Annotated in this window: 21 protein-coding genes; 12 read left to right on the forward strand and 9 right to left on the reverse strand. The window is 71.8% G+C overall.

What is annotated here, in order from left to right; genetic code table 11:
* Nucleotides 1-149 precede the first annotated feature (149 nt).
* Nucleotides 150-2,996, forward strand: a complete 2,847-nt coding sequence (locus D7044_RS13205) for an AfsR/SARP family transcriptional regulator (RefSeq protein ID WP_158609321.1) — start codon at nt 150-152, stop codon at nt 2,994-2,996.
* Nucleotides 2,997-3,084: 88 nt separating this feature from the next.
* Here D7044_RS13205 and D7044_RS13210 read toward each other — a convergent pair whose 3' ends face one another.
* Both D7044_RS13210 and D7044_RS13215 read right to left on the reverse strand, forming a co-directional pair.
* Complete coding sequence (locus tag D7044_RS13210) at nt 3,085-3,942, reverse strand: helix-turn-helix transcriptional regulator (RefSeq protein ID WP_120676691.1); 858 nt, start codon at nt 3,940-3,942, stop codon at nt 3,085-3,087.
* Nucleotides 3,943-4,035: 93 nt separating this feature from the next.
* Nucleotides 4,036-5,037, reverse strand: a complete 1,002-nt coding sequence (locus tag D7044_RS13215; RefSeq protein ID WP_233563046.1) for an aldo/keto reductase — start codon at nt 5,035-5,037, stop codon at nt 4,036-4,038.
* A gap of 167 nt (nt 5,038-5,204) precedes the next feature.
* Between D7044_RS13215 and D7044_RS13220 the strand changes: the two genes are divergently transcribed.
* Entirely contained in the window at nt 5,205-6,008 is an 804-nt protein-coding gene (locus tag D7044_RS13220; protein ID WP_120675686.1) for a metallophosphoesterase, read from the forward strand.
* 56 nt (nt 6,009-6,064) lie between these two features.
* On the opposite strand, the gene D7044_RS13225 is transcribed toward D7044_RS13220, so the two are convergent.
* Together D7044_RS13225 and D7044_RS13230 are read right to left on the reverse strand one after the other, a co-directional pair.
* Nucleotides 6,065-6,451: a hypothetical protein gene (locus tag D7044_RS13225; protein WP_147434648.1), complete on the reverse strand. Its 387-nt coding sequence runs from the start codon at nt 6,449-6,451 to the stop codon at nt 6,065-6,067.
* Nucleotides 6,452-6,673: 222 nt separating this feature from the next.
* Complete coding sequence (locus D7044_RS13230) at nt 6,674-7,612, reverse strand: LysR family transcriptional regulator (protein WP_120675682.1); 939 nt, start codon at nt 7,610-7,612, stop codon at nt 6,674-6,676.
* A gap of 73 nt (nt 7,613-7,685) precedes the next feature.
* Here D7044_RS13230 and D7044_RS13235 point away from each other — a divergent pair, with 73 nt between their 5' ends.
* Together D7044_RS13235 and D7044_RS13240 are read left to right on the forward strand one after the other, a co-directional pair.
* The gene (locus tag D7044_RS13235; protein WP_120675680.1) at nt 7,686-8,696 is read left to right on the forward strand and encodes a DMT family transporter; all 1,011 of its coding nucleotides are present in this window, start codon (nt 7,686-7,688) and stop codon (nt 8,694-8,696) included.
* Between the two features lie 153 nt (nt 8,697-8,849).
* Nucleotides 8,850-10,199, forward strand: coding sequence for a M14 family zinc carboxypeptidase (locus D7044_RS13240; RefSeq protein ID WP_120675678.1), 1,350 nt, complete (start codon nt 8,850-8,852; stop codon nt 10,197-10,199).
* Nucleotides 10,200-10,343: 144 nt separating this feature from the next.
* Here D7044_RS13240 and D7044_RS13245 read toward each other — a convergent pair whose 3' ends face one another.
* Together D7044_RS13245 and D7044_RS13250 are read right to left on the reverse strand one after the other, a co-directional pair.
* Nucleotides 10,344-10,658, reverse strand: a complete 315-nt coding sequence (locus D7044_RS13245; protein ID WP_120675676.1) for a TraR/DksA family transcriptional regulator — start codon at nt 10,656-10,658, stop codon at nt 10,344-10,346.
* Nucleotides 10,659-10,691: 33 nt separating this feature from the next.
* A complete protein-coding gene (locus D7044_RS13250) occupies nt 10,692-11,507 on the reverse strand; it encodes a rod shape-determining protein (protein WP_120675674.1) in 816 nt (271 codons plus the stop codon).
* A gap of 530 nt (nt 11,508-12,037) precedes the next feature.
* Here D7044_RS13250 and D7044_RS13255 point away from each other — a divergent pair.
* Nucleotides 12,038-12,262, forward strand: coding sequence for a hypothetical protein (locus D7044_RS13255; protein WP_233563045.1), 225 nt, complete (start codon nt 12,038-12,040; stop codon nt 12,260-12,262).
* Nucleotides 12,263-12,316: 54 nt separating this feature from the next.
* Nucleotides 12,317-12,547 (forward strand): potassium transporter TrkA, encoded by a 231-nt coding sequence (locus D7044_RS13260; protein ID WP_120675670.1) that lies wholly within the window; start codon nt 12,317-12,319, stop codon nt 12,545-12,547.
* A 4-nt stretch (nt 12,548-12,551) separates the two neighbouring features.
* Here D7044_RS13260 and D7044_RS13265 read toward each other — a convergent pair whose 3' ends face one another.
* Together D7044_RS13265 and D7044_RS13270 are read right to left on the reverse strand one after the other, a co-directional pair.
* Entirely contained in the window at nt 12,552-13,781 is a 1,230-nt protein-coding gene (locus D7044_RS13265) for a PucR family transcriptional regulator (protein ID WP_120675668.1), read from the reverse strand.
* 327 nt (nt 13,782-14,108) lie between these two features.
* Nucleotides 14,109-14,600, reverse strand: a complete 492-nt coding sequence (locus D7044_RS13270) for a winged helix-turn-helix transcriptional regulator (protein WP_120675666.1) — start codon at nt 14,598-14,600, stop codon at nt 14,109-14,111.
* Nucleotides 14,601-14,672: 72 nt separating this feature from the next.
* Between D7044_RS13270 and D7044_RS13275 the strand changes: the two genes are divergently transcribed.
* Together D7044_RS13275 and D7044_RS13280 are read left to right on the forward strand one after the other, a co-directional pair.
* The gene (locus tag D7044_RS13275; protein ID WP_120675664.1) at nt 14,673-15,260 is read left to right on the forward strand and encodes a dihydrofolate reductase family protein; all 588 of its coding nucleotides are present in this window, start codon (nt 14,673-14,675) and stop codon (nt 15,258-15,260) included.
* Between the two features lie 17 nt (nt 15,261-15,277).
* Nucleotides 15,278-16,087: an MBL fold metallo-hydrolase gene (locus D7044_RS13280; protein WP_233563044.1), complete on the forward strand. Its 810-nt coding sequence runs from the start codon at nt 15,278-15,280 to the stop codon at nt 16,085-16,087.
* Between the two features lie 186 nt (nt 16,088-16,273).
* Here the strand turns inward: D7044_RS13280 and D7044_RS13285 are convergent, their stop codons facing one another.
* Nucleotides 16,274-17,494 (reverse strand): MFS transporter, encoded by a 1,221-nt coding sequence (locus D7044_RS13285; RefSeq protein WP_120675660.1) that lies wholly within the window; start codon nt 17,492-17,494, stop codon nt 16,274-16,276.
* Between the two features lie 62 nt (nt 17,495-17,556).
* On the opposite strand from D7044_RS13285, the gene D7044_RS13290 reads away from it, so the two are divergent.
* The 4 genes from D7044_RS13290 to D7044_RS13305 all read left to right on the forward strand — a co-directional run bounded on the left by D7044_RS13290 (nt 17,557) and on the right by D7044_RS13305 (nt 22,765).
* Nucleotides 17,557-18,315: a DeoR/GlpR family DNA-binding transcription regulator gene (locus D7044_RS13290; protein WP_120689013.1), complete on the forward strand. Its 759-nt coding sequence runs from the start codon at nt 17,557-17,559 to the stop codon at nt 18,313-18,315.
* A 4-nt stretch (nt 18,316-18,319) separates the two neighbouring features.
* The gene (locus tag D7044_RS13295) at nt 18,320-18,937 is read left to right on the forward strand and encodes an HAD family hydrolase (protein WP_120689014.1); all 618 of its coding nucleotides are present in this window, start codon (nt 18,320-18,322) and stop codon (nt 18,935-18,937) included.
* Between the two features lie 154 nt (nt 18,938-19,091).
* Nucleotides 19,092-19,805, forward strand: coding sequence for a hypothetical protein (locus D7044_RS13300; RefSeq protein ID WP_120689016.1), 714 nt, complete (start codon nt 19,092-19,094; stop codon nt 19,803-19,805).
* Nucleotides 19,806-19,924: 119 nt separating this feature from the next.
* The gene (locus D7044_RS13305) at nt 19,925-22,765 is read left to right on the forward strand and encodes an FtsX-like permease family protein (protein WP_147434649.1); all 2,841 of its coding nucleotides are present in this window, start codon (nt 19,925-19,927) and stop codon (nt 22,763-22,765) included.
* The last annotated feature ends 181 nt before the right edge of the window (nt 22,766-22,946 follow it).

Below are 22,946 nucleotides of genomic sequence, written 5' to 3' on the forward strand. Positions count from 1 at the left end.
TCTCCCTCTTGCTTGTCTCGCCGGCGGTTGGGCGAGCGAGAAGACTTCGAGAATCAAAGACGTCTGTGGTTGTCCGCCGGTATGTCGGCAGTATGGTGATCCCCGATCTGCTGTACGGGGTCACTTTTGCAAGGCCCAGGAGGAGCTGCGTGAAGTTTCGGATCTTGGGTCCGCTGACCGTCGTCGATAAGGTCGGCGAGGTGATTCCGCTGCCGGCCCTGCGGATTCGTACGCTGCTGGCGGCGTTGCTGTGCTGGGCCGACCACGCCGTGACCAGCGACGCGCTGATCGACGCCGTCTGGGGATCCGACCCGCCGCGGACGGCGGCGAAGAACCTGCAGGTCAACATCCACCAGCTGCGCCGGCGGTTGGGCCATGAGCGGATCGTGCGCCGCCCGCACGGCTACCAGCTGATCGCCGAGACCGGCGAGGTCGACGCGGACGTCTTCGGCGCCCTGGCCGAGCAGGGCCACCAGGCGATCGCGGCCGGCGACGCCGAGCTGGCCCAGGAGCTGCTCACCCGCGCCCTCGACCTGTGGCGGGGGAATCCGTTCGCCGACATCCCCGACTTCGACCTGGGGCGCGAACTCTCCGCCCGCCTCGTCGAACGCCGCTGGCTGGCGATCGAGGACCGGTTCGATGCCGGCCTGACGCTCGGCCGCTACTCCCACGTGGCCGCCGAGGTCGCGCCGTACATCCGAGAGAACCCGCTGCGCGAGCGGCTGCGCAGCGCCCACATGTGGGCGCTGTTCCGGTCGGGTCGGCAGGCGGAGGCGTTGCAGTCCTACCGGGACGCGCGTCGGCAGCTCGTCGAGGACCTCGGTATCGAACCCTCCCCCGCGCTGCAGCAACTCTTCAAGAGCATCCTGGCCGGCGACACCACCGGCCGCGACGCTCCGGCGGACTCGACGCCGGCCGCGGCACGGCCCGTCGCCGCACGAGCGGGCGTCACCGGCGTGTCCCAACTCCCCCTCGACGTACGCGGCTTCGCCGGGCGGGCCGCGGAGCTGGCGCAGCTGACCGACGCGATCGGGGCGGCACCCGACCGAGCCGGCGTCTACGTGATCACGGGCGCGCCGGGCATCGGCAAGACCACGTTGGCGGTGCACCTCGCGCACACGATGGTGGGCGCGTTTCCCGACGGGCAGGTCTACGTCGACCTGCACGGCTCGGGCTCGACCAGGGCCGAGGTCTCCCCCGAGGACGCGCTCGGTCGGATGCTCGGCGCCTTCGGAGTGCAGCCGCGCCGACGGCCCACCGACCTCGACGCGCAGGCGGCCCTCTTCCGCGCCGTGCTCGCCGGTCGCAGAGTCGTGATCATCCTCGACAACGCCCGGAACAGCGCCCACGTACGCCCGCTCCTGCCCGGCGCGCCCGGCTGCGTCGTCCTGGTGACCAGCCGGAACAACCTCACCGGGCTGGTGGCGTCGTCGGGGGCCGAACATGTCGCGCTCGACGTGCTCGACCCGTTCGAGGCACGGCACCTGCTGGCCGGCCGGCTCGGTGACGACCGGGTGGCCACCGAACCGGAGGCCGTCGACGACCTCGTCGCCATGTCCGCGGGTCTGCCGCTCGCCTTGGCCGTGCTGGCGGCGCGGGCGGCTGCCGGTGGCCGCCGACACCCGCTCTCCGCCGTCGTCCGCGAACTTCGCGACGAGCATGTCCTCGACGCGCTCGCCACGGACGACGACCGCACCGACGTCCGGGCCGTCTTCTCCTGGTCGTACCAGCGCCTCAGCGCCGACGCCGCACGTCTGTTCCGGCTGCTCAGCCTGGCCCCCGAAGGCCTGCTGTCGACTCGCGCGGTGGCCAGCCTGGCGGGACGGCAGCCCGCCGCGACCCGATCGGCGCTCACCGAACTGACCGACGCTCACCTGGTCGTCGAACACCGCCCCGGCCTGTACGGGATGCACGACCTGTTACGACGGTTCGCCCGCGAACGTCTCCTCGCCGGCGAGGAGGAGAGCGTCCGGGAGTCGGCGGTGGTCCGGCTGCTCAACCACTACCTGCGCGCCGCGCACCTCGCCGATCGTTGGATCGACCCCAACCGGGACCAGGTCGACCTGCTGCCGCAGCTTCCGGAGGTGACCGTCGCGGATCCCGGCGATCCGGCCGCGGCGATGGCGTGGCTGGACCGGGAGTTGCCGGCGCTCATCGCGGCGATGGAGATCGCGGCCACGGCCGGTCTGCACAGCTACGTCTGGCAGCTGGCCTGGACGCTGGCCCCGTACCTCGACCGGCGCGGCCGCCGGCAGGCGTGGGTCTCGACCCAGCGCGCGGGCCTCGACGCGGCCGTCGCCGCCGACGACACGGCCGCGCAGGCCCTCTGTGAGCGCCTGCTCGGTGCGGCGCTCTGCCGCAGCGGAGACCTGCAGGAGGCGCTCGAACACCTCGGCACCGCCCTGCGCCTCTACGAAACCCTCGGCGACAAGCCTCGGCTGGCGACCACCCACATCAACATGACGGCGGTGCTCGAGCAGCAGGACCGGGTGAGCGAGGCGCTCGAGCACTCCACCGCCGCGCTCGCGCTGTTCCGTGCCGGGGCCTCCGCCACCCCTCACGCGGGCGAGGCGGAGGCTCTCAACGCGATGGGGTGGGAGCACTCGCTGCTCGGCGACCACCAGGCCGCCCTGACCTACTGCACGGAGGCGCTCGGCATCCTCGACGCCATCGGTGACCGGATCAAACAGGCGGCGACCTGGGACAGCGTCGGCTACGCCCACCACCACCTCGGCGAGTACCGGCAGGCGGTCGAGGCGTACCAGCACGCGCTGGACCTCTACCGCGAGTTCGGCGACCGCTACTTCTACGCCGTCGTGCTCACTCACCTGGCCGAGACCTACAGCGCCGTTCACCAGCCGCACGACACCCAGAAGGCGCTCCGAGAGGCGCTGTCGATCATGGAGGAGCTCGAACATCCCGGAGCGCCCGAGGTCCGGGAGCGACTCGGTGACCTCCAGGCCGACGAGCACGATGATCGGGCCAGCGGAAGCTGACGTACGCAGCGGTCGCGAAGCGTTCCACACCGTCGCCGGCGTCAGCATCTGCTGGCGCCGGCCCCCACCCGCCCGCGGCCAGGAGTTCTCAGACCGGCCCCACGTCGGGCGGAGCGAAGGACTGTTCGCCGAGGACGCGAAGGAAGTCGAAGCGGTCGGCAGTGGCCGTGCCGGGTTGCGGGCGGAAGATGACCAGCCGCTGGCCCACGGTGGTGCTCAGGACGACGTCGCACTGCACGTCGAGGCGTCCGGCTCGTGGGTGAATGAGGATCTTGCGGGTCGTCCGGAGCTCGGCGACCCGCATCTCGGACCAGTACCGCGCGAACTCGTCGCTGGCGCTGGTGAGATCGGCGATCAGCTGCTCGGCGGCCGGGTCGTTTCCGGGGCGGACCGCGGCGGCCCGCAGGTCGGCGACGTATCCCCGGCCGATCACCTCGTGCTCCTCCGGCGCGTTGAGTGCCCGTGACTGCGGGGTGGTGAACCAGCGCCAGGTCACGTTCGCGGAGCGGGCGTCACCCTCGGCCCAGGAGCCGAGAAGCGCACGGCTCAGGGTGTTCTGGGCGAGGATGGTGGTGCGGTCGTCCATGATGTGCGCAGGCACGGTGGTGAGTGCGTCGAGCAGGAACATCATCGCGGGATCCACGTAGCCACTGACGATGTCGGTCGTCGGCGGCGGGTGCCCGGCGAGGCGGTAGAGGTAGTCGCGCTCGTCCACGGAGAGCCGCAGCGCCCGGGCCAGGCTGCCGAGCAGCGCCTCCGACGGGTTGGCGCTGCGGGACTGCTCCAGCCGCTCGTAGTAGTCGACGGACAGGTTGGCCAGCAGCGCGACCTCCTCGCGGCGCAGGCCGGGGGTGCGGCGCCGCCCGCCTGCCGGAAGCCCGACGTCGGCGGGGCGTAGCGCCTCCCGGCGCGCCCGCAGGAAGTCTCCGAGTTCGGTAGGTGCCACGTACTGCCTCTCCGCTCGCGACGTCACCGACGTCACCCGGTGTTCGTCGATGACACCGGGTGACGTTGGATGACGCTTCCGTCAATCGGGATGTTATTCCTGAATCGCGGCCATCGCCGCCGCGGTGTACCGCGCGCCGACCGCGGCGCCGACCGGCGCGGCAGCGTCGAGGGCGGCCAACACACCGGCATCCAGGCTGAGCTGCGCCGCGGCCACGTTCTGCTCCAGGTAGCCGCGCCGCTTGGTGCCGGGGATGGCGGTGATGTCATCACCCTGCGCCAGCACCCAGGCCAGCGCGAGTTGGCCGGGGGTCACGCCGGTCTCTGCCGCGATCGCCGTGATGCGGTCCACCAGGAGCAGGTTCTGCCGCAGGTTCTCCTCGGCGAGCCGGGGCCAGGTGCGGCGGAAGTCGTCCTCCGGCAGGTCGTCGACGGTGCGTACGGCGCCGGTGAGGAAACCACGGCCCAGCGGCGCGTACGCCATGAACCCGATGCCCAGCTCGCGCACGGTGTCGAGAACACCGTTGGTTTCGACGTTACGGGTGAACAGCGAGTACTCGGTCTGCACCGCCGACAGCGGGGCCACGGCATGCGCGGCCCGGATACTGGCCGGCGACGCCTCACTGATCCCGAGATAGCGGATCTTGCCGGCGGCGACGAGCTCACCGAGCGCACCGAAGGTCTCCTCGGCCGGCACGTTCGGGTCGACCCGGTGCTGGAGGTACAGGTCGATGTAGTCGGTACCGAGCCGTCGCAGCGAACCGTCGAGTGACTTGCGCACGTGGTCGGGCCGCCCGTTCGGACCCCCGATGATCTTCCCGGTGCCGTCGAGCGTCACCCCGCCGAACTTCGTCGAGATGATCGCCTGGTCGCGGCGGCCTCGCAGGGCCCGGCCGAGCAGTTCCTCGCCGGTGTACGGGCCGTAGAAGTCGGACGTGTCGAACAGGGTCACGCCGAGTTCGAGGGCACGGTGCACCGTGGCGACCGACTCCGCGTCGTCCCGCGTGCCGTACATCGCGGTCATGCCCATGGTGCCGAGCCCCTCGACGGACGCCACAAGGCCGTGGCCACCAATCGCGTGCTTTCGCAGCGTCACTGTCGTCTCTCTTCCTGTCTCGCGAACCGGAGAAGGTCCGATCGCTGCGGACCAGCCTGCGCCTGATCGCGGCCGCCATCGGCGTCCTGCTTATCCCCGGTACGGCAGGGCGACGATCCCTCAGCGCTGTCTGTGCTTCCCAGCGCGCTCGTGGGTAGGGTGGGCCGATGCCAAGATCGAAGCCTCCGCTGTACGTGGTCGCGGATGTTCATGGTCACCGGTCCGAGTTGCGGACCGCGCTTCACGACGAGGGACTCGTCGACCGGTCGGGGCAGTGGTCCGGGGAAAACGCCCGGCTGTGGCTACTGGGCGACTACGTCGATCGTGGCCCGGACGGCATCGGCGTCATCGACGACATTCGACAACTTGCCGTCTCCGCCGCAGCCGCCGGCGGCGAGGTGCACGCGCTGCTCGGCAACCACGAAGTGCAACTGCTCGCCGCGCACCGGTTCGGCACCACGCCCATCGCCGGGTGGGACGAGCCCGGCGGCTTCCGAGGCGGTTGGGCGCGGTTCGGCGGGCGCGAGGACGACTTGCGCCGACTGGCTCCGCAGCACGTCGCCTGGATCATGAGCTTGCCCGCGGTCGCGGTCGTCGACGGGCACCTGCTCGTCCACTCCGACACCGCACGGTATCTGGAGTTCGGATCGAGCGTCGAAGCCGTCAACGCGGCCGTGGCCGCGGCCCTGGCCTCTTTGGAGAGCGCGAAGTGGCTGGAGTTCTGCGGCCGGATGAGCGACCGGGGCGCGTTTCGTGAGGCCGAGTCGGCGCGGCCGGACGATGCGGTGTCGACGATGCTGCGCGTGCTCGGTGGCGAGGTGCTCGTGCACGGGCACAGCACGCTCACCAAGTACTTCGGTGTAGCGCCGCAGGACGTCCGGGCGGCGCTGAGGTACGCCGACCGCCGGGTCGTCGCAATCGACGGCGGGGTGTACGAGGGCGGCCGAATCCTGCTCACCCGGCTCGTCTGACTCGTCGCGCTCCCCGCGCTGAAGGAGTCGGCCAGCCTCGGAGAGCGATCGTCCGATCAGTGAGTCCTGTGAAACTCGATCAGGTGGCAGTTGTCCGGGTCGCCTTCGAATCGGTACAGCCAGGGCTCCTCTCGGTCGCCGGAGATCCACACTTGGAGGTCGTCAAGCATCATGTCCTCGCTGCCCTCCGATTCGAGATCGAGAGTCCACGTGCCCTCTGCCGTACGGCCCCTATCCCCCAGCAGATTGTCAGCGCGGTACCCGTCCTCTCCTAGCTCGATTCGTCCACCTTCGGAGCCGCTGTAAACGCCGGCCAGGTCTGACACGGTGATGTCGTCGGGAGGTTCAGGTACACACCCCAAGAGCCGAGAACATCCTGCGACGGTCGTCGGCACGAGCAAGCTGAACGCCAGGGCGGCGGCAACTCGTCGGGCTCTTCGCATGAGAGGGCTCCGTCCTGCCCGGCGGGAGAGGGCAGGGCGCAGTGGACGGTAGCAGCGCTGCCTGCCCGGGGGCGTGCGGGGCCGCAGTCGGTCAGCGGTTCGCGGCCCAGCGAATTCAGACAACTTCGGGGTGCAGGAATGACCAGCCGCCGCGGGTGAGGCTGTTGTCAGACGGCTTGCGACCCGATCTACAGCCGCCAGCAGTGCTCGGGCCAGAAGAAGCTAGGCATCGGAGCCTGGTTCGATGTGGTCGAACTGGTGCGCCTGCTGGGTTATCGCGATCAGGAAGGCGGTCAGCGCGGGAGCGGGCGGGGCGTCTCGGGTGACGGCGACCAGGCGGCGTTTGAGCGTGGTCTCGGCGACGTCACGGATGGCGAGCGCGGGGTCTTCCCTCGGCAGGGTCAGCGCCGGCAGCAGGGCGACGGCTGCGGCGGCGCGGACGAGTTCGAGCTGGACGTCGGCGTCGCTGGAGCGGTGTCGCAGGTCGGGTTCGTAGCCGCCGAGGGCGCGGCAGGTGCCGATGACCATGGCGTGGTGGCCGGTGCCCTCGGCGGAGGCGGTCCAGATGTCGGAGCGCAGCTGCGTGAGCGCGACGGGTCCGCCCGGCGCGGCGAGTGGATGCCCGGCGGGTAGGACGACCTTGAGCGGTTCTTCGAGCAGGAGGGTGAAGCGGAGCCCGGCCGGGCGAGGACGCGGGTGGCCGTCGTACTCGTCGCCGATCACCAGGTCGACCGCGCCCAGCCGTAATCCGGGCAGCGCCTGTTCGAGTTCGAGTTCGAAGACCTCCAGCCGGACCGCTGGATGGTCGACCATCAGGTGGGCCACGGCCGGTACGAGCAGGCGTCGCGCCGCCGACTGCAGGCCGCCGGCGCGGACGGTGCCGCGGACGTCTCCGCCGAGCGCGGCGAGGTCCGCTTCGGCCGCCTCGGCGGCTGACAGCAGGACGCGCGCGTGGTGGGCCAGCAGGTGTCCGGCGTCGTTGAGCCGTACGCCTCGGCCGGCCTTCTCGAAGAGCCGGGTGCCGGCGTCCCGTTCCAGCAGGGCCATCTGCTGGGAGACCGTCGACGGGCTGTAGCCGAGGGCTGCGGCGACGGCGCCGAGGGTGCCTCGCTCCTCGAACTCACGGAGGAAGCGCAACCGCCGAAGATCCCACGCGACCATGCGGAAATCCTAATGAGTCTCCTTCGGTAATCGTCGCTGGACCTGACGGATCGGGGTGCTCGATGATCGACGCATGGGTGCGGTGTGGTGTCTCGTCTCCGCGGCGTGCTTCGGCGCCATGGCGATCTTCGGCAAGCTCGCCTACGACGCCGGGGTCACACCGCAGGCGCTGCTGCTGGTGCGCTTCACCCTGGCGGCCGTACTGCTGGGGCTGGTTCTGGTCCTGCGGCCGGGCCTGCGCCGGATGGCGCCGGAGCCGCACCGAGCGGCCCCGGCGGGCCGGGTGAAGGCCGGGCGCGGCCGGGTGCTGGCGACCGCCATCGCGCTGGGCGCGGTCGGGTACGCGGCGCAGGCGAGCCTGTTCTTCTCGGCCCTGCAGGTTATGGACGCATCGCTGCTCTCCCTGATCTTCTACAGCTACCCGGTCCTGGTGACCGTGGTGGCGGTGCTGCTCGGCCGGGACCAGCTCACCCACGGGCGCTCCGCCGCGCTGGTGGCCGCGTCGGGCGGGATGCTGCTGGTCCTGCTCGGCGCCGGCGACGTGAGCTTCCACCTGCTCGGGGCGCTGATGGCGTTCGGGACCGCGATCACCTACACGGTCTACATCCTGGTGGCGGACACCGTCGTGCACCGGCTGCCGCCGGTGGTGCTCTCCACGCTGGTGATGACCGGGGCCGCCGGCACCCTCGGCGTGCGTGCCTTGCTCACGGGCGGCGTCGACCTCGACTTCGGGATGTCGGGATGGTTCTGGCTGGCCTGCATCGCCGTGGTCTCCACAGTCGTGGCGATGCTGACCTTCTTCGCCGGTCTACAGCGGATCGGCCCGTCGAACGCCGCCATCCTCTCCACCTTCGAGCCGGTGGTCACTACCGCGCTGGCCGCGCTGACCCTCGGCGAATCGCTGACCCTGATGCAGCTCGTCGGCGGTGTCCTGGTGCTCTCCTCCGTCGTCGTACTGCAGATCCGACCGACCCGAACGCAGCACCCGACGCGTCCGGTCTCCGACCGCCCCGACCGGGCGGCCGCTGAGACGCCGTGCCCGGTCCGTGACGGCGCCGCCGAACCGACGAGGGTCGCGCCGTAACCGCGGGTGCACGAGGAAACCGCCGTAGTTACCAAAGGGAGATCGAAGTCGGGTGGCCCGTGCCCTGGTGGCGTTCTTGGATGGGGAAATCAAGTCCATCGATCGAGTTGATGAACTCGCAGACTCGGATCCCCGCGCAGAAGGGAATCACTCGTGATCGAAGCCCATCCGTCCCGATGGAGGCACCGGCTGCTCGCCGCCGGCGCAGCGCTCACGCTCAGCCTCGGCGCCGCCGTCGCACCCGCGACCGGCGCAGTGGCGAACCCGAAGTCCACACTGCCCAGCGGCAACACCGACTATCGGACGCTCGCTGACTACGAGAACGACATGGCCGAATTGGCGGCCCAGCACCCGACGCTGGTCAAGCCGATCACGCTGCCCTACAAGACGACGTCCGGTCGCACCGTACGCGGCATCGAGATCAGCAGGAACGTTCAGGCGAACGACGGCAAGCCGGTCTTCGTCGACGTGGGCATGCACCACGGCAACGAGTGGCCGAGCGGGGAAATGACCATGGAGTTCGCCATCGACCTGGTGAAGAACTCGCGCAACCCGTACGTCTCGAAGCTGCTCGACCGGGCCCGCGTCGTCATCGTGCCGGTGGTGAACGTGGACGGGTTCGCCCGCAACCGCCGGCAGACCGACACCAACACGGACATGAACCGCAACTACGGCCTGGGCTGGTCCCCGCTGTCGTCGGCCGGGGCCGCCCCGTGGTCGGAGCCGGAGAGCCGGAACATCGCGTGGCTGCTCTCCACCCGCCAGGCGACGGTCTTCAACACCCAGCACACCTGCATCCAGGTGGTGCTCTACCCGCCGCTGCAGCTCGCCGCCGGTCCGGCGCAGGACGTCAAGCGTCTGCACCGGCTGGCCTCCGCGGTCGCCGCGGAGTACGGCCCCACGTACCGGGCGCTGCCCTCCGCCGAGGACTACGAGACGACCGGCGAGGCCATCGACTGGGCGTACTACGCGACCCGCGGCCTCTCCATCACCAGCGAGACCTGCCCGGACCCGGGCGTGGCCCGGACCTTCCAGACGCAGGTCCTCGACACGTACGCCGCGCACCGCTCGGCGATGTTCGAAGCGCTGGAAACCGCCGCCGACCCCCGGGAGCACGCGGTCATCGAGGGTAAGGCGCCGAAGGACGCGGTGCTGCGGCTCACCAAGTCCTTCGACATGTACACCAGCCCGTACGCGCAGCCCGACGGGAGCGTCCGGCCGACGTCGTTCACCACGACACTCAGTTCGGACCTGGACATCGAGCGGTCGAACGGCAAGTTCGAGTGGGCGGTCAACCCGTCGTACCGGCCCATTCCCGCCTACCAGGCCGACGGCGTACGCGGAAACCAGACCGGCTTCTACACCGAGCCGTGGATCCTCACCTGCGAGCGCCCGGACGGCACGGTGCTGCAGACCACCCGGGTCAACGTGGACCTGGGCAAGCGTGTCGAGGTCGATCTGAAGCAGTGCAAGCGCGACTTCCACCGCAAGGACGTCCGTTGAGCCCGAACCACTGAGCCGTTGACGGCACGCGGGGCGGCAGGTGAGCACCTGCCGCCCCGCACTCTCTGACGACCGAAGGCATCAGGGCCGCGACCGTACGCCGCTCATCGGCCTCCCGCTGCACGGTCCGCGAGCGCCCGCCAGTCAGCGACGTTGCTGACACGGTACGCAGTGTCGGGCGGAGGGCAGGATCTCCAGGCGGGCCGTCGGGATGGCGCCGCCGCAGCCCTCACAGAGGCCGTAACTGCCCTCGGACATTCGCTTCAGCGCCTCGCTGATGTCGGCTATGCCTTGCTGCGCGACCTCGACCAACCGGCGCAGGGTGTCCGGGTCGTGGCCACCGTGATCGCGCTGCCGTGAGTAGACCGTCAGCTCTGCGAGCTGGTCGGTGTGCTCATCGAGCTGGCGTGCCAGCAGCTCACGCAGGAGATCGGGACGGTCGTTCAGGGTCTGCGTCATTGTCGGTAGCTCCTTTCCGGGAACATGTCGGGTTCAGTTGCCGACGGGGTGGCGGGTCGCCGCGGCGGCGGCGAGGCTGGCGCCCGTCAGTGCGGCGGTGCGCGGTGACGCGGCACGGTGCACCGCTGTGCCCAGGGTGGCGACCAGCCGGGCGGTCAGGTCGGGTCGGGTGGCTCCGTCCCCGACGACGATCACGCCACGGGCCAGGGACGCGGAGATCAGCGGGCGCACTGCTGGTGCCTGCCTCAGCTCACGTATCAGCCCGGCAGTGGTGTCGGCGAGCATGGCGACGGTCGCCGCATGGTTCAGGTCGCGGGTACCGATGTCGGCGCGCCGGGCTGCCACCACCCGCCCCTCATCCAGCACGGCCACCTCGGTGAGTTGGGCGCCGATGTCGACAAGCAGCAGGGTGCCGGCGACGGCACCGGCCCCGATGGCTCCCGCGCGAACGCTGTCGACGAAGAGCAGCCGGGAGGGCGCGAAGACGGCAGTGAGCACTCGACGGGTGGCTTCCTGGTCGGCCGTGGTGGCGAGGACAGGACGGCAGGCCACGATGAGCGCTCCCACCGGCACCGGGGTGCGGTGGTCGCGCAGCAGGCGCCGTAGCTCGGCGGCGCAGGCGGGGCCGTCGACGATCCGTCCTCGCCGCACGACAGGTGTCCGAAGGCCCTGGCCGGCCGGGACGCTCAGCACCCCGCCGGGCCCCAGCCAGATGCGCAGGTGGGCGCTGCCGAGGTCCACGGCGATCGGCTCCGGGTCGACGGTCGCCGCGGGGCGGGAAGTATGGGAGCGGCCGACCATCAAGCCGCTGCGCTGCCCGGAGCGGGTGGAGGTGATGTTGTCGGACATACCGGCCTCTCTGACGGTGGGGTACGGCTTCGCAGCCGTCCGACGGGACGGCACGGCGTGGAAACGATGCTCGGATGGCCCGGGTGCGGGTGGGCCTCAGGTCGCGGCGCTCAGCGGCGTCGCCGGGTCCGGGAGCGTCAGCCGCTGCTCGCGGTGGGACGGACGCGGCCGATCCGGGCAGTTGGGCCGACGAAGACCGGCCCTGGACGCCGGGCCGACCCGGGGCGGGACGGCAGTGGACGACCGGCCGGTACGGGTGGGTACGCCACCAGCATGCGGATCATCATCACCGCCTCCTCGCTACTCGGGTATCGCGTCGGACCTCCAGCGTCGCCCGAAAAGCAAGGGCTGACATTGCCCGGCACCGGCCAATATCGGCAGGCTCGATTGCCGATCGCCGGAAGAACATGGTCTTGACCGCGTGGCTGTGATCCCCGGGGGCGGCGGCCCGAACTGCGGCGACGGCCGCTTACGGAAGTTCCTGCAACCGGGGCCCGGACGATCTCCGACGGGCGGCTATGGTGTCCCGCATGCGCAACCAGCAGCACTCCATCGGCGTCGAGCGGCCGCTCGTGCTGTCGATGCTGGCCGTGCTTGCGGTTGTCGTCACCGCCGTTCGTACGGGTCGCGGGCTGGGCATGTGCATCGTGTTCCGGCTCAATCGCGCCGTGGCGGCTTGCGTTCCCGCCTGGTCGGCCGACCGAGCTCCGCCGGACGTCGCGGTTCTCGCCCGCCCGTCCACTGCGCTGCCCTGACGTCGACCCGCTCCCGGCCGGCCATGGGCAGCCATCCCTAACGGAGCTTTCCCCATGGACATCGAACGCACCACACTGCCCGGTATCGGAGTGCGGCAGACCTTCACCACGGATCAGGGTCGACGGATCGGCATCGTCGAGTACCAGGTGGGCGGCCACCGGGATGTCGTTCACGACGACCCGGACGACCCCGACCGGATGATCACCCTTTCTCTCACCCGGACCGAGGCGACGGCGTTGGCCACCCTGCTCGGCTTCCCGGAACTGGTCACCTTCAACGGCTGACCTGTCACGTCGGCAGCGGCCGGCGCGGCCAGTCCAGCGCCCGGGCGCCGAGCACTGCGGCGTGCAGCGTGAACCGGTCCCGCGGATCGGCGGGGTCGTAGCCGCTCAGCGTCCGGATCCGGTCCAGTCGGTAGGTGACGGTGCGGACCGACACGTGCAGGCGGCGGGCCGCCTCCGTGGCGACCTCGCCGCACGCGAAGTACTCGTTCAGGGTGTCCAGCAGCGATTCGGCACCACCCCTGGCCCGGGTCAGCGGCGTCAACACCGCCTGCACCAGGTCCACCATGGCAGGCTGGTCCCGCAGCAGGACGCGGTAGATGAGCAGCTCGTGGGCGTCGATCACGGCGGTGTCGGTGCGCAGCCGCCGCGCCGTGGTCAGCGCCTCACGGGCCTCCTCGTAGGAGCGAGCGATCCCGTACAGGCCGGGGTGCGGGCGGCCGACCGCCACCTGCCACGGCCGGCCCCGCGCCAGGCGGTCCAGCTCGGCATGCATCATCCGGCCCAGGTCCCCCGCCGATCCGCCGTCGCCCGCGCCTCGATCGGCCGTCACCGTATCCGCCGGCGCGATCACCACGAGCAGGCCCTCCTTCGTGGCCACCAGTACGTCCCGGTCACCCAACCGGTCGAAGATGACCCGCTCCAGGGCGCTGATCGCCGTGTCGGTGTCAGGCAGCCGCCGGCTCGGCGAGGCGAGCACCACCTGGTGCACCCGCGCCAGGTCCAGCCCGAACGGCTCGGCCCGCTCGACCAGCCCGCCGAGGTCCGAGTCGCCGCGCAGCAGGTCGTCGATGAGTTCCCGGCGCAGCGTCTCTTCCCTGCGGACCAGGTCCCGACGGGCCGCCGCGTACCCCTCGGCGAGCGTGGCGACGGCGGTGTCGACGACGTGGAGCACGGCGTCCGCCGCCGCGCGTACCGTCTCGCTGTCGGCGGAGCGGGCGAGGTGCGGCAGCTGCCGCCAGAGTCGCCGCGCAGCGGAGAGGTAGAGGCGGACGACCCTCCCCGCTGAGACGCCCTGCTCGGCGGCGCGCCGCCCGAGTGCGCCCACCGCGTCGAGTTCGCCGCGGCGCGGCCGACGGCCGGTCACCGCCGCGTCCGTCAGCAGCCGCAGATAGTCGCCGAGCAACTCCACCGGCACCCCGCCGGCGTCGGCGCTGGCCTCGCGCGCGACGAGGGTCAGCCATCCGTCGTCGGAGCCTGCCGCGTCGGGAGCCGCTCTACGGACGCTCTCGGTCATCGCGGTCCCTCTGTGCGGGGCCGGCACCGCGCCGACCCGATTCGTCCAGCGTATGGCGGTAGGCATGGCCACGACCCGGGTGGGCGAGGGTGGGTCGTTCGTGTGATCACCTGGCAGTGTCGTCGGCAGTGAATTCCGCACACCGCGCCGTCGGCTCCGCGAAATGGCTGACCCATCCGCAGGCGCCTGGCAGGCCGTGGGACGTTGGCCGCGACGAGACGCTCCTCGCCCGTGCCTCGAGAGGCTGTTTCGAAGGGGCCCGAGCGAGGCGAGGTCCAGCTCTCGTCTGGACCACGCCGCAGCCCGGATCTCCTTCTGAAAGGGGCCTTAGTCGCGGCGTTCCCGCTCGGCGGCGTAGGCGGCGTTCAGGCGTTCGAGGGGGCTCGGGCCGTCGTGGGGCTTCGGCGGGGCGTCGAGGTGGCGCACCCGCAGCTCGTCCATGAGCTCCTCGACGAACGCCGGGCCCGCGTCGCGCATGATTCGCTGCCGGATCTGGAGCTCCTCGGTGCCGGGGCGCCAGTCGAGGCCCCAGTTGCCGAGCGCGTAGAGGACCGGCAGGGTCCGAATGCCGGCTTCGGTGAGGCTGTAGCGGGCCCGCTGCCCACGTGCCGCGGTACCGCGGGTGAGGATTCCTGCCTCGACGAGTCGCACGAGGCGGTCGGCGAGGATGTTCGAGGCGATGCCCTCGATCGACCCGGTGAGCAGCGCCCGGAAGTGGCGGCGGTCGCCGAAGATGACGTCGCGGAGCACGAGCAGCGCCCATCGGTCTCCGAGCACCTCGATGGCCGCGTTGATCGGACACCCGGACCGTGGTTCCACGACTCCTCCTTGACAGGCACGTGGCCCCCAATATAGTGGTTGCAGATTGCAACCACTTGAGAGGTGGGGATGATGGGCCGTTTCCTGTACTGGATGAACGTCTCCCTCGACCTGCGGATCGAGCAGGTTCCCGGTGACGACGGCGCCGGCGAGTGGCTGCGCATCGACGAGGAGCTGCACCGGGAGTTCAACGCGCGAGCGCGGGCGCTCGCCGGCATGGTCCAGGGCCGGGTCATCTACGAGACGATGGAGGAGTACTGGCCGTCGGCGCGCGAGGACGCGTCGCTGCCGGACTTCATGCGTGAGTACGGCGAGATCTGGACCTCCGCGCCCAAGGTGCTCGTCTCCCGCACCCGACACACCGCCGATCACGGCACCCGGATCATCGGCGGGGACGACGCGATCGAGCAACTGGCCGCCCTCCGGGCCGAGACCGCCGGCACCCTCGGCGTCGGCGGCGCGACGCTCGCCACGCAGCTGCTCCGGGCGGGGCTCCTCGATGAACTGCTGCTCTTCACCCACCCGGCGATCCTCGGCTTCGGCAGGCCGCTCTTCGACGACTGGGACCTGCCGATCGAGCTCGACCTGATCGAGCAGCGCTCGTTCAAGCAGGGTGTCGCGATGCACCACTACGCCATCCGGGAGACGAACCCGTGCTGAGGCAGATAGCTGACGGCGTGCTGGTTCACGAGAGCGAGTTCCTCCGGAGCAACACCACAGTCGTGCAAGGCCACGCCGGGGTGTTGCTCATCGATCCCGGCTTGCAGGACCACGAACTGGCCTGCCTCGCTAACGACCTGTCCGGGTCGGGCCGGACCGTCCTGGTGGGCTTCTCGACGCATCCGGATTGGGATCATCTGCTCTGGCACGCACAGCTCGGTGAAGCGCCCCGCTACGGCACGGCCGGCTGCGCGGCCGCCGCCCGGGAACAGCTGTCCGACCCGGACACCAAGACCCAGATCACCGAGCACCTGGCCGAGACGGAGATCGCCGGGCAGGTCTCGCTGGACCTGTACGGCTGCGTCACCGCCCTGCCCGCCGGGACGACGCGGATCCCCTGGGACGGCCCCGAGGTCCGGATCATCGAGCATCAGGCGCATGCGCCGGGCCACGCGGCGCTCGTCGTCGAGGAGCGCCGGGTTCTCGTCGCCGGCGACATGCTCTCCGACGTCCTGGTTCCGATGCTCGACCTGGACGCCGCCACCGACCCGGTCGAGGAGTACCTCGCGGCGTTGCGGTTGCTGGAGGGCGTGGCCGCCGACGTCGACGTCGTCGTCCCGGGCCACGGTTCGGTCGGCGGGGCCGGTCAGGTGCGGGAGCGGATCGAGCGGGACCGGGCATACGTGCTCGCTCTGCGTGAGGGCCGCGAGCCCGTCGACCCCCGGATCGGCCCCTCGGCCAGGCCCGGCTGGGAGTGGGTGAGCGATCTGCACCACGGGCAGGCCCAGGCCCTCGCCGCTCGCGTCCGGGACGCGGCGGCGCGCTGACGTCCTCGGCGTCCCGCAGCGCGACGAGGCGCGGTTCGCGTCGCCGACCTCGACGGCGCGGACCGGGAGCGTCCGAGTCACTGCGACGGCCCGCGCCGGGCGGGCGCGGCGCACTCCCCCAGCTCGTCGGCGGCGCTCCCGGCAGCAGGATCGCCCGGCAGTACGGGAGGGATCGGCTGGCGGGGCTCAGGCGTGGACGTCGACCGCTGCCGGCCGGTCGCCCTGCGGCCGCGGCTGAGCCGCCCCGGGGCGCAGGATGCGGGCGCTGAGCGCGGCGGCCACGCAGAAGGCCACGGGCAGGAAGAACGTGTGGTTCAGCGGCATGAGATGGGTGAGGGGCCCGATGATGGCGGGCCCGGCGAGCACACCGAGGTAGCCGAGGCCGGCGACGCGGGAGACGTTGGCCCCGGCGGCGGCGGGATCGGCGTGGCCGGCCGCGCTGAAGAGCTGCGGGACGGTGCCGGACAGCCCGACGCCGAACAGCGCCCATCCGGTGATGGCGAGCGGGATCGACGGTGCGAGCGCGACCAGCGTGAGCGCGATCGCGGCGAGGGCCGATCCGTGGCGGACGATGGCGACCGGACCGAAGCGTGCGGCGACCCGGTCGGCGAGGAGGCGCCCGACCGTCATGGCGGTGGCGAAGGCGCCGTAGGCGAGGGCGGCGGTGGCGGCGGGCGCGTCGAGCACGTCGCGCAGGGCGAGAGCGCTCCAGTCGTTGGCGACGCCTTCGGTGAGCATCAGCATCAGGGCGAGTCCGGCGAGCGCCCAGATGCGCAGCGGCGTGGTCCGCCAGGTGGTGGCCTTGGTGGCGGAGCGCTCCGCGGAGCCGGCGGTCTCCGACCTGGGCAGCAGCGCGGGCGCGGCGGCTGCGCCGACGGCGACGGCGAGGATGCCGACGGTGGTCAGGGTGGCCGTGGTACTCCAGCCCCAGCCGAGGGCCTGGGCGCCGACCAGCGCGGCTAGGACCCCGCCGACGGAGAAGACGGCGTGGAACGCGGACATGATCGGACGCCGGTACCCGGCTTCGACCTGAACGGCGTGGGCGTTCATGCTCACGTCCAGGCTGCCGTTGCCGAGACCGAAGACCAGCAGGGCCACCCCCAATGTCCAGGCGTTCCCGGCGAGCCCGGGCAGGGCGAGTGACGCGCCGCAGAGTGCCGCGCTCAGCGGTACGACGCGGCGGGCGCCGAACCGGTCGGTGAGCGGGCCGACCAGTTGCATCCCGACGAAGGCGCCTGCGCCGAGGAGCAGCAGGAGCCAGCCGAGCGTGGCGTGGCTGATGCCGACCTGGTGCTCGATCGCGGGGATGTGGACCACCCAGAGGCCCAGGACGAAGCCGTTGAGGGCGAAGTACGCGAAAGTGGCCCGCCGCGCGGACCGCAAGGGCTTCGTCATGGCTCCGAACATATCAAACAGATTTCGTGTTCGATAACTTGCACTTCGAACAGCTCTGGCGTTCAATGAAGGGTATGGCGAGCGCGGACCGACACCGACAGATCACCGACGCCGTGCGGCAGACCGGTCAGCTCAGCGTTTCGGAGCTGGCCGAGCTGACCGGCAGCTCGGAGATGACGATCCGCCGGGACCTGGAGATCCTCGCCGAACAGGGCCTCCTGGAGCGCTACCGCGGCGGGGCGAGAAGCCTGCTGCTGCGCGGAGAGGAACCCCCGTTCGCGCTCCGCGAGCACGACGAGCTGGAGATCAAGCGGCGTATCGCCGCGGCGACGGCCGACCTGATCGCCGACGGTGAGGCGGTCGTCGTCGACAGCGGCACCACCTGCCTCGAAGTGGCCCGCGCCCTGAGCCACCGCCGCCTGACCGTCATGCCGCTGTCGCTGCACGCGGCCAACGCGCTGGTCGGCGCACCCCAGCTGAAGCTGCTGCTACCCGGCGGCGAGCCCCGCCCCGGCGAGCTGGCGCTCACCGGTCCCCTCACCGAGGCGTCGCTGGCCGCGCTGCGCTTCGACACCGCGATCATCGGCTGCTGCGGCCTGAACGCCGCCGACGGCCTGACCGCGTACGACCTGGCCGACGCGGCGATCAAGCGTGCCGCGATGGCCTCGGCACGCCGCGTCATCGCGGTCACCGACGCGGCCAAGTTCTCCCGTACCGCGCTCGCCTTCGTCGCGCCGGCGTCCGCGCTGCACAGCGTCGTGACCGGGAGCGACGCCCCCGACGACCAGACCGAGGCGCTGAGCGCCGCCGGCGTCGTGGTGCGCAGGGTGTGACCGGATGCCGCAGACCCTGCTCTTCGACCTGTTCGGCGTCATCGCCCGCCAACAGTCTCCCGCCGGTCAGGAGCTGCTGGTGGCGACGGCGGGCGCCTCGGCCCCCGAGTTCTGGGAGGCGTACTGGGCGCTGCGGGCGCCCTACGACCGTGGCGAGGTGACCGGGCCCGAGTACTGGCGGCAGGTGGCGTCCGCCCTCGGCGCGACCTTCGACGACCAGCAGGTCGGCCGCCTTCTCGCCGCGGACCTCGCCAGTTGGAGCGCTGTCGACGACGACATGGTGGCCCTGGTCGAACAGGCGGCGGCCGCGGGGCGGCAGCTCGCGTTGGTGTCGAACATCCCGGAAGAGCTGGCAGTGCACTACGAGCAGCACCACCAGTGGTTGCGGCACTTCGACCTGGTCGCCTTCTCCTGCCGCATCGGGCACGCGAAACCCGAACCGGAGGCGTACCGGTGGTGCTGCCGCGCCCTCGACCTCGCGCCCGGACGCATCCTGTTCATCGACGACCGCCTCGAGAACATCCGCGCCGCCGAGGCGTTCGGCATGCGCACGCACCTGTTCATCGGTTCCGCGCAGGCCCGTCAGGCCATCGCCGAAGTGGAGGCCGCGCGGCAGCACTGACAGTGGACCCACGCGGCCCCGCGGGCACCGGCGCCGACGCCGGACAAGGCCAGGAGCCCTGGCTCGCCTGCTCCCCCACCCCATCACCGAAGGGGGAAAGTCCCACGCATTAGCATTGCCGCGGTCCGGGACGGCGATGCTGAAACGAGGCGAAATGCATTGGCTGCGGCGATTGCTGGGCGGCAGGCGAGTCCAACTCGACCCGGGGCGACAGGCCGCGCTGCACCACGACGTCCAGCACCGGTACGGCGCCGGCGCGCAGGTGCGCTTTCCCGAGCAGGTCGAGGCCGTGACCGCGATGCTCGACGGTGACGACGGCCTGGTGGTGGCGGCCCGGATCGTGAGCCAGGTCGCCGACGAAGCCCACGCGGACCTACAGGCTCAGGCCCACGAGATACACCGACGGACCGGTCGTCGGCTCCTGGTGCACCGCCGGAACTACCGGCCCCTGTGGAAGGAGGCGGGCCACGCGCTGCGGTGGCCGCTGTTCGCGTTGCCGTCCGGCTTCCACCCGTACGCGCAGCTGACCGCCGCCGTCACGGTCGTCGGCGGCCGGGCGTCCCGCCTCGACCGCGTGACCGACCCGAATCCACTCGCGACCAGCGTCTTCGAGGTGCTCGACCTCACCACCGCCGGCTGGGAGTACGGCCGGGTGCGGGTCGACACCGACGCGGCAGCCCTGGCCGATCGACTGATCACGAGCGCCGCTCAGATTCTCGCGGCCATGGACGAGCCACCCCGGCTGCCGCCGCCGGTCCGGGAGCTGATGCGCCGTAACAACACCGTCCACGTACACGACCCGAACGGCAGGGGTGTGGTCGGTGGGATCAATCCGGGCGCGCGGATGCGCGAGAGCCTGCTGGCCTGAAGCCGACGCTGCGGGGCGTCGAACGAGTAACGGGTTCGTCGCCCGGTCGCCACCACGCCGGCGCGCGACTTACAGTCCCTTCGACGGTTCGTGGGCCGAGACGCGGAGAGGCCACGCCGATGTTGCGGATGGTCTGGTCCCAGCTACGGCACACGCGCGGCCGAAGCCTGGCGGTGTTCACCGCCGTACTGGTCGCGACCACCGGGTTCACCGTGCTCACCGGAGCCGCCAGCACCTCACGGCTGGTCGCCCGAGGCTCCGTCGACACGCAGTTCCGAGCGTCGTACGACATCCTGGTCCACCCCTCGGCGCCGGCCGGCGGCCTGCTCGACCAGGGCCTGCCCACCGCGGCCTACGGCGGCATCAGCCTCGACCAGTGGCGGCGGATCGAGGGTGTTCAAGGCGTCGAGGTCGCCGCCCCGCTCGCGGTCCTCGGCATCGCCGATCTCCGGCCCGACCTGACCATCGACGTGACCGACCGGGTCGACAGGTCGGCCGAGCGGCAGGTCATCGAGGTCGCCCCGCAGGTGAGCGGAGACCGCGCGCTGAGCACGCTGACCGCCGCACCGACCTACGTGTACGTCTCCCGCCGGCCGCTGATCCCGCTGTCACGGATCAGCGGCGACCGGCGACTCTTCGTCTACGCCGACGGCACCCGGGTCGACCAGACCAGCTCCGCCGCCGAGTGCCCCGGCACCGGCGGGGGCGGCGCGCTGGAGGTGCAGGCCGACGGTCGGCGCCTGCAGGTGTGCGCCACCGCCGCGGGCAGCTTCGAACCGACCGCCCGACGGACCCAGGTCAGCGAGGTGCAGGCCTACCAACTGCTCGGAGACGGCACCTTCCGGTTGGCCTCCGTGATCACGCTCGGCCGCCCGGCGTCCGCGATACCCGCCACCGCCCGGCTGGAGATCCAGCTCCCGGCGGTGATGCCGGCGCTGGTGGCCGGGGTCGACCCGACGGCCGAGACGCGCCTGGTCGGCCTGGATCGGGCGGTGCGCCAGGGCCGCTACCTGACCGGCTCCGACACCGTCGGCCCGGCCGCCCACGACACCTCGTCCTCCCCGTTCAACCCGACGGGGCCGGCTGGGCTGACGCTGCCGGTGCTCGCCGCCGCCGACCTCGCCGTGGACGAACAGATCGACGTCGCCGTGTCCCGGCTGACCGGCCGGACCGCCGACCGGGTGCCCGGCGCCACGACGGAGGCGCTGTGGCCGCTGCTCCGCGACTCGGCGAAGGCGCCGCCGCGGACCATCGAGCACGACCTGGCACAGCTCTACCGCGCCCGGCTCGACGCCGCCCTGACCGGACGTACCCCGCTCTCCGGCGTCCGGGCGCTGCTGCGGCCCCGACCTCAGCCGTACGCACCGCAGGCCGACGGGACCGCTCGGGTGCTCCCCCGCAGCGGCGAGCCCGGCTCGACCGACCCGGCGATCGACGACGTCTGGCGGGACTCCTGGCTCAGTGCCGGCGGCGTCGGAACGGGAGACCCGATGAGCCTGGAGGGGCAGGCGCAGGAGTGGTCGGTCACCGCGGTGGGCAGCTTCGCGCCGGAGGCGCTCGACTCCGTCGGCGGCGCCGCACAACAGGCACTCGACCTCTACCGCCGGGTCCCGCCGGTGGGCGCCGACGCGCGTACCCGGGACCTGCTCGGCGACCGGCCCCTGCTGCCCGGCGACGACCCACTGGGCTACCCACACCGGCCGCCCCACCTGCTGACCACCCTGACCGCCGCCCACGACCTCCACGCGAGCCTCGGGTCGGCGTCGGCCGCCCCGCCGCTGAGCTCGGTGCGGGTCCGCGTCGCCGGCATCGACCGGTTCGACGAGGTGGCCCGGGAGCGGGTCCGGTTGGTGGCCGACGAGATCGTCCGGCGGACCGGCCTGACCGTCGAGATCGTGCTGGGCGGCTCGACCGTACGCGGCCCGGTGCTGCTGCCCGCCGGCCCGCTCGGCCGCCCCGACCTGACCCTGCTGGAGGCCCGCACCCGCACCGGCGTGGCGGCCGAGATCGTCACCGCCGTCGACCGCAAGAACCTCCTGCTGCTCGGGTTGCTGCTGGTGGTGTGCACCCTGCTGGTCGGCAATGCGGTCTCCACCGCGGTCCGCACCCGCCGACGCGAGCTGGCCATCCTGGCCTGCCTCGGCTGGCCCGGCCGGCGGCTGAGCCTGCTGGTCCTCGCCGAGACCACTGCGCTCGGGCTGGCCGCCGGGCTGCTCGGCGCCGCCCTGGCACAGCCGCTCGGTCGGCTCGCCGAGGTACGGGTCTCCAGCACGGTGGCCCTGCTCTGCGTGCCGCTCGCGGTGCTGCTGACCGCGGTGGCCGGTGCCTGGCCCGCGCTGCAGGCCGCCCGCACCCGGTCGGCGGCGGCGCTCCAGGCGAGCGCCGTACGGGCCCGGCGGTCCACCGCGCTGCGGACCGTCGCCGCGCTCGCGGCGGCCAACCTGGTACGGACGCCGGCGCGCACCCTCGTCGGAGCGGTGAGCCTGGCCGCGGGCGTCGGCGCCGCCACGCTGATCGCCGCCGCGCTCTGGGCGTTCAACGACGGCATGGTCGGCTCGCTGCTCGGTCAGGCGGTCTCCGTGCAGGTACGCGGGGTGGACCTGCTGGCGGTCAGCGGAGTGCTGCTCTTCGGGGTGCTCGGCGTGGCCGACGTGCTCTACCTCAACGTGCGGGAACGGGCCGCCGAGTTCGCCACGCTCCGGGCCATCGGGTGGCCGGACGCCACGCTCAACCGGCTGCTGGTCTACGAGGCACTCGGCGTCGGGGCGCTCGGCTGCGCCATCGGGGTCGGCGGCGGCCTCGGCTCGGTCGTCCTGCTGGTCGGCCGGCTGGACGGCCGGTTGGCGGCGCTGGCGGTGGCGGCGACCGCGGCGGCGCTGCTGCTGACCGTGCTCGCCGCGCTGGTCCCGGCGATCCTCATCCGGCGGCTACCGACCGCCGTCCTGCTCGGCGAGCAGTGAGCAGCCCGGGGCGGGGCACAGGAACACTTCAGCCTCCACCTGATGGAGCATCCCCGAAACCGAGTTCCCCGGTGCATACAGCGCGATAATTTCGCGATATGGGCATCACCGGGGGGATAGCGTGCGTCATTCTGACCATCGTCCTTGTGGCGTACATCGTGCTCCTGGCGGTGCGTTACGG

This window comes from Micromonospora musae (assembly GCF_003626635.1).
GTDB lineage: Bacteria > Actinomycetota > Actinomycetes > Mycobacteriales > Micromonosporaceae > Micromonospora > Micromonospora musae.

What these genes read in the sequence shown, in the direction of transcription:
- D7044_RS13230 (WP_120675682.1), bottom strand. Translation starts at nt 7,612, where the DNA reads ATGGTCGCGTGGGATCTTCGGCGGTTGCGCTTCCTCCGTGAGTTCGAG.
- D7044_RS13250 (WP_120675674.1), bottom strand. Translation starts at nt 11,507, where the DNA reads ATGTCCGACAACATCACCTCCACCCGCTCCGGGCAGCGCAGCGGCTTG.
- D7044_RS13285 (WP_120675660.1), bottom strand. Translation starts at nt 17,494, where the DNA reads ATGTTCGGAGCCATGACGAAGCCCTTGCGGTCCGCGCGGCGGGCCACT.
- D7044_RS13225 (WP_147434648.1), bottom strand. Translation starts at nt 6,451, where the DNA reads ATGCGAAGAGCCCGACGAGTTGCCGCCGCCCTGGCGTTCAGCTTGCTC.
- D7044_RS13245 (WP_120675676.1), bottom strand. Translation starts at nt 10,658, where the DNA reads ATGACGCAGACCCTGAACGACCGTCCCGATCTCCTGCGTGAGCTGCTG.
- D7044_RS13290 (WP_120689013.1), top strand. Translation starts at nt 17,557, where the DNA reads ATGGCGAGCGCGGACCGACACCGACAGATCACCGACGCCGTGCGGCAG.
- D7044_RS13255 (WP_233563045.1), top strand. Translation starts at nt 12,038, where the DNA reads ATGCGCAACCAGCAGCACTCCATCGGCGTCGAGCGGCCGCTCGTGCTG.
- D7044_RS13260 (WP_120675670.1), top strand. Translation starts at nt 12,317, where the DNA reads ATGGACATCGAACGCACCACACTGCCCGGTATCGGAGTGCGGCAGACC.
- D7044_RS13235 (WP_120675680.1), top strand. Translation starts at nt 7,686, where the DNA reads ATGGGTGCGGTGTGGTGTCTCGTCTCCGCGGCGTGCTTCGGCGCCATG.
- D7044_RS13275 (WP_120675664.1), top strand. Translation starts at nt 14,673, where the DNA reads ATGGGCCGTTTCCTGTACTGGATGAACGTCTCCCTCGACCTGCGGATC.
- D7044_RS13265 (WP_120675668.1), bottom strand. Translation starts at nt 13,781, where the DNA reads ATGACCGAGAGCGTCCGTAGAGCGGCTCCCGACGCGGCAGGCTCCGAC.
- D7044_RS13295 (WP_120689014.1), top strand. Translation starts at nt 18,320, where the DNA reads ATGCCGCAGACCCTGCTCTTCGACCTGTTCGGCGTCATCGCCCGCCAA.
- D7044_RS13300 (WP_120689016.1), top strand. Translation starts at nt 19,092, where the DNA reads ATGCATTGGCTGCGGCGATTGCTGGGCGGCAGGCGAGTCCAACTCGAC.
- D7044_RS13305 (WP_147434649.1), top strand. Translation starts at nt 19,925, where the DNA reads ATGTTGCGGATGGTCTGGTCCCAGCTACGGCACACGCGCGGCCGAAGC.
- D7044_RS13220 (WP_120675686.1), top strand. Translation starts at nt 5,205, where the DNA reads ATGCCAAGATCGAAGCCTCCGCTGTACGTGGTCGCGGATGTTCATGGT.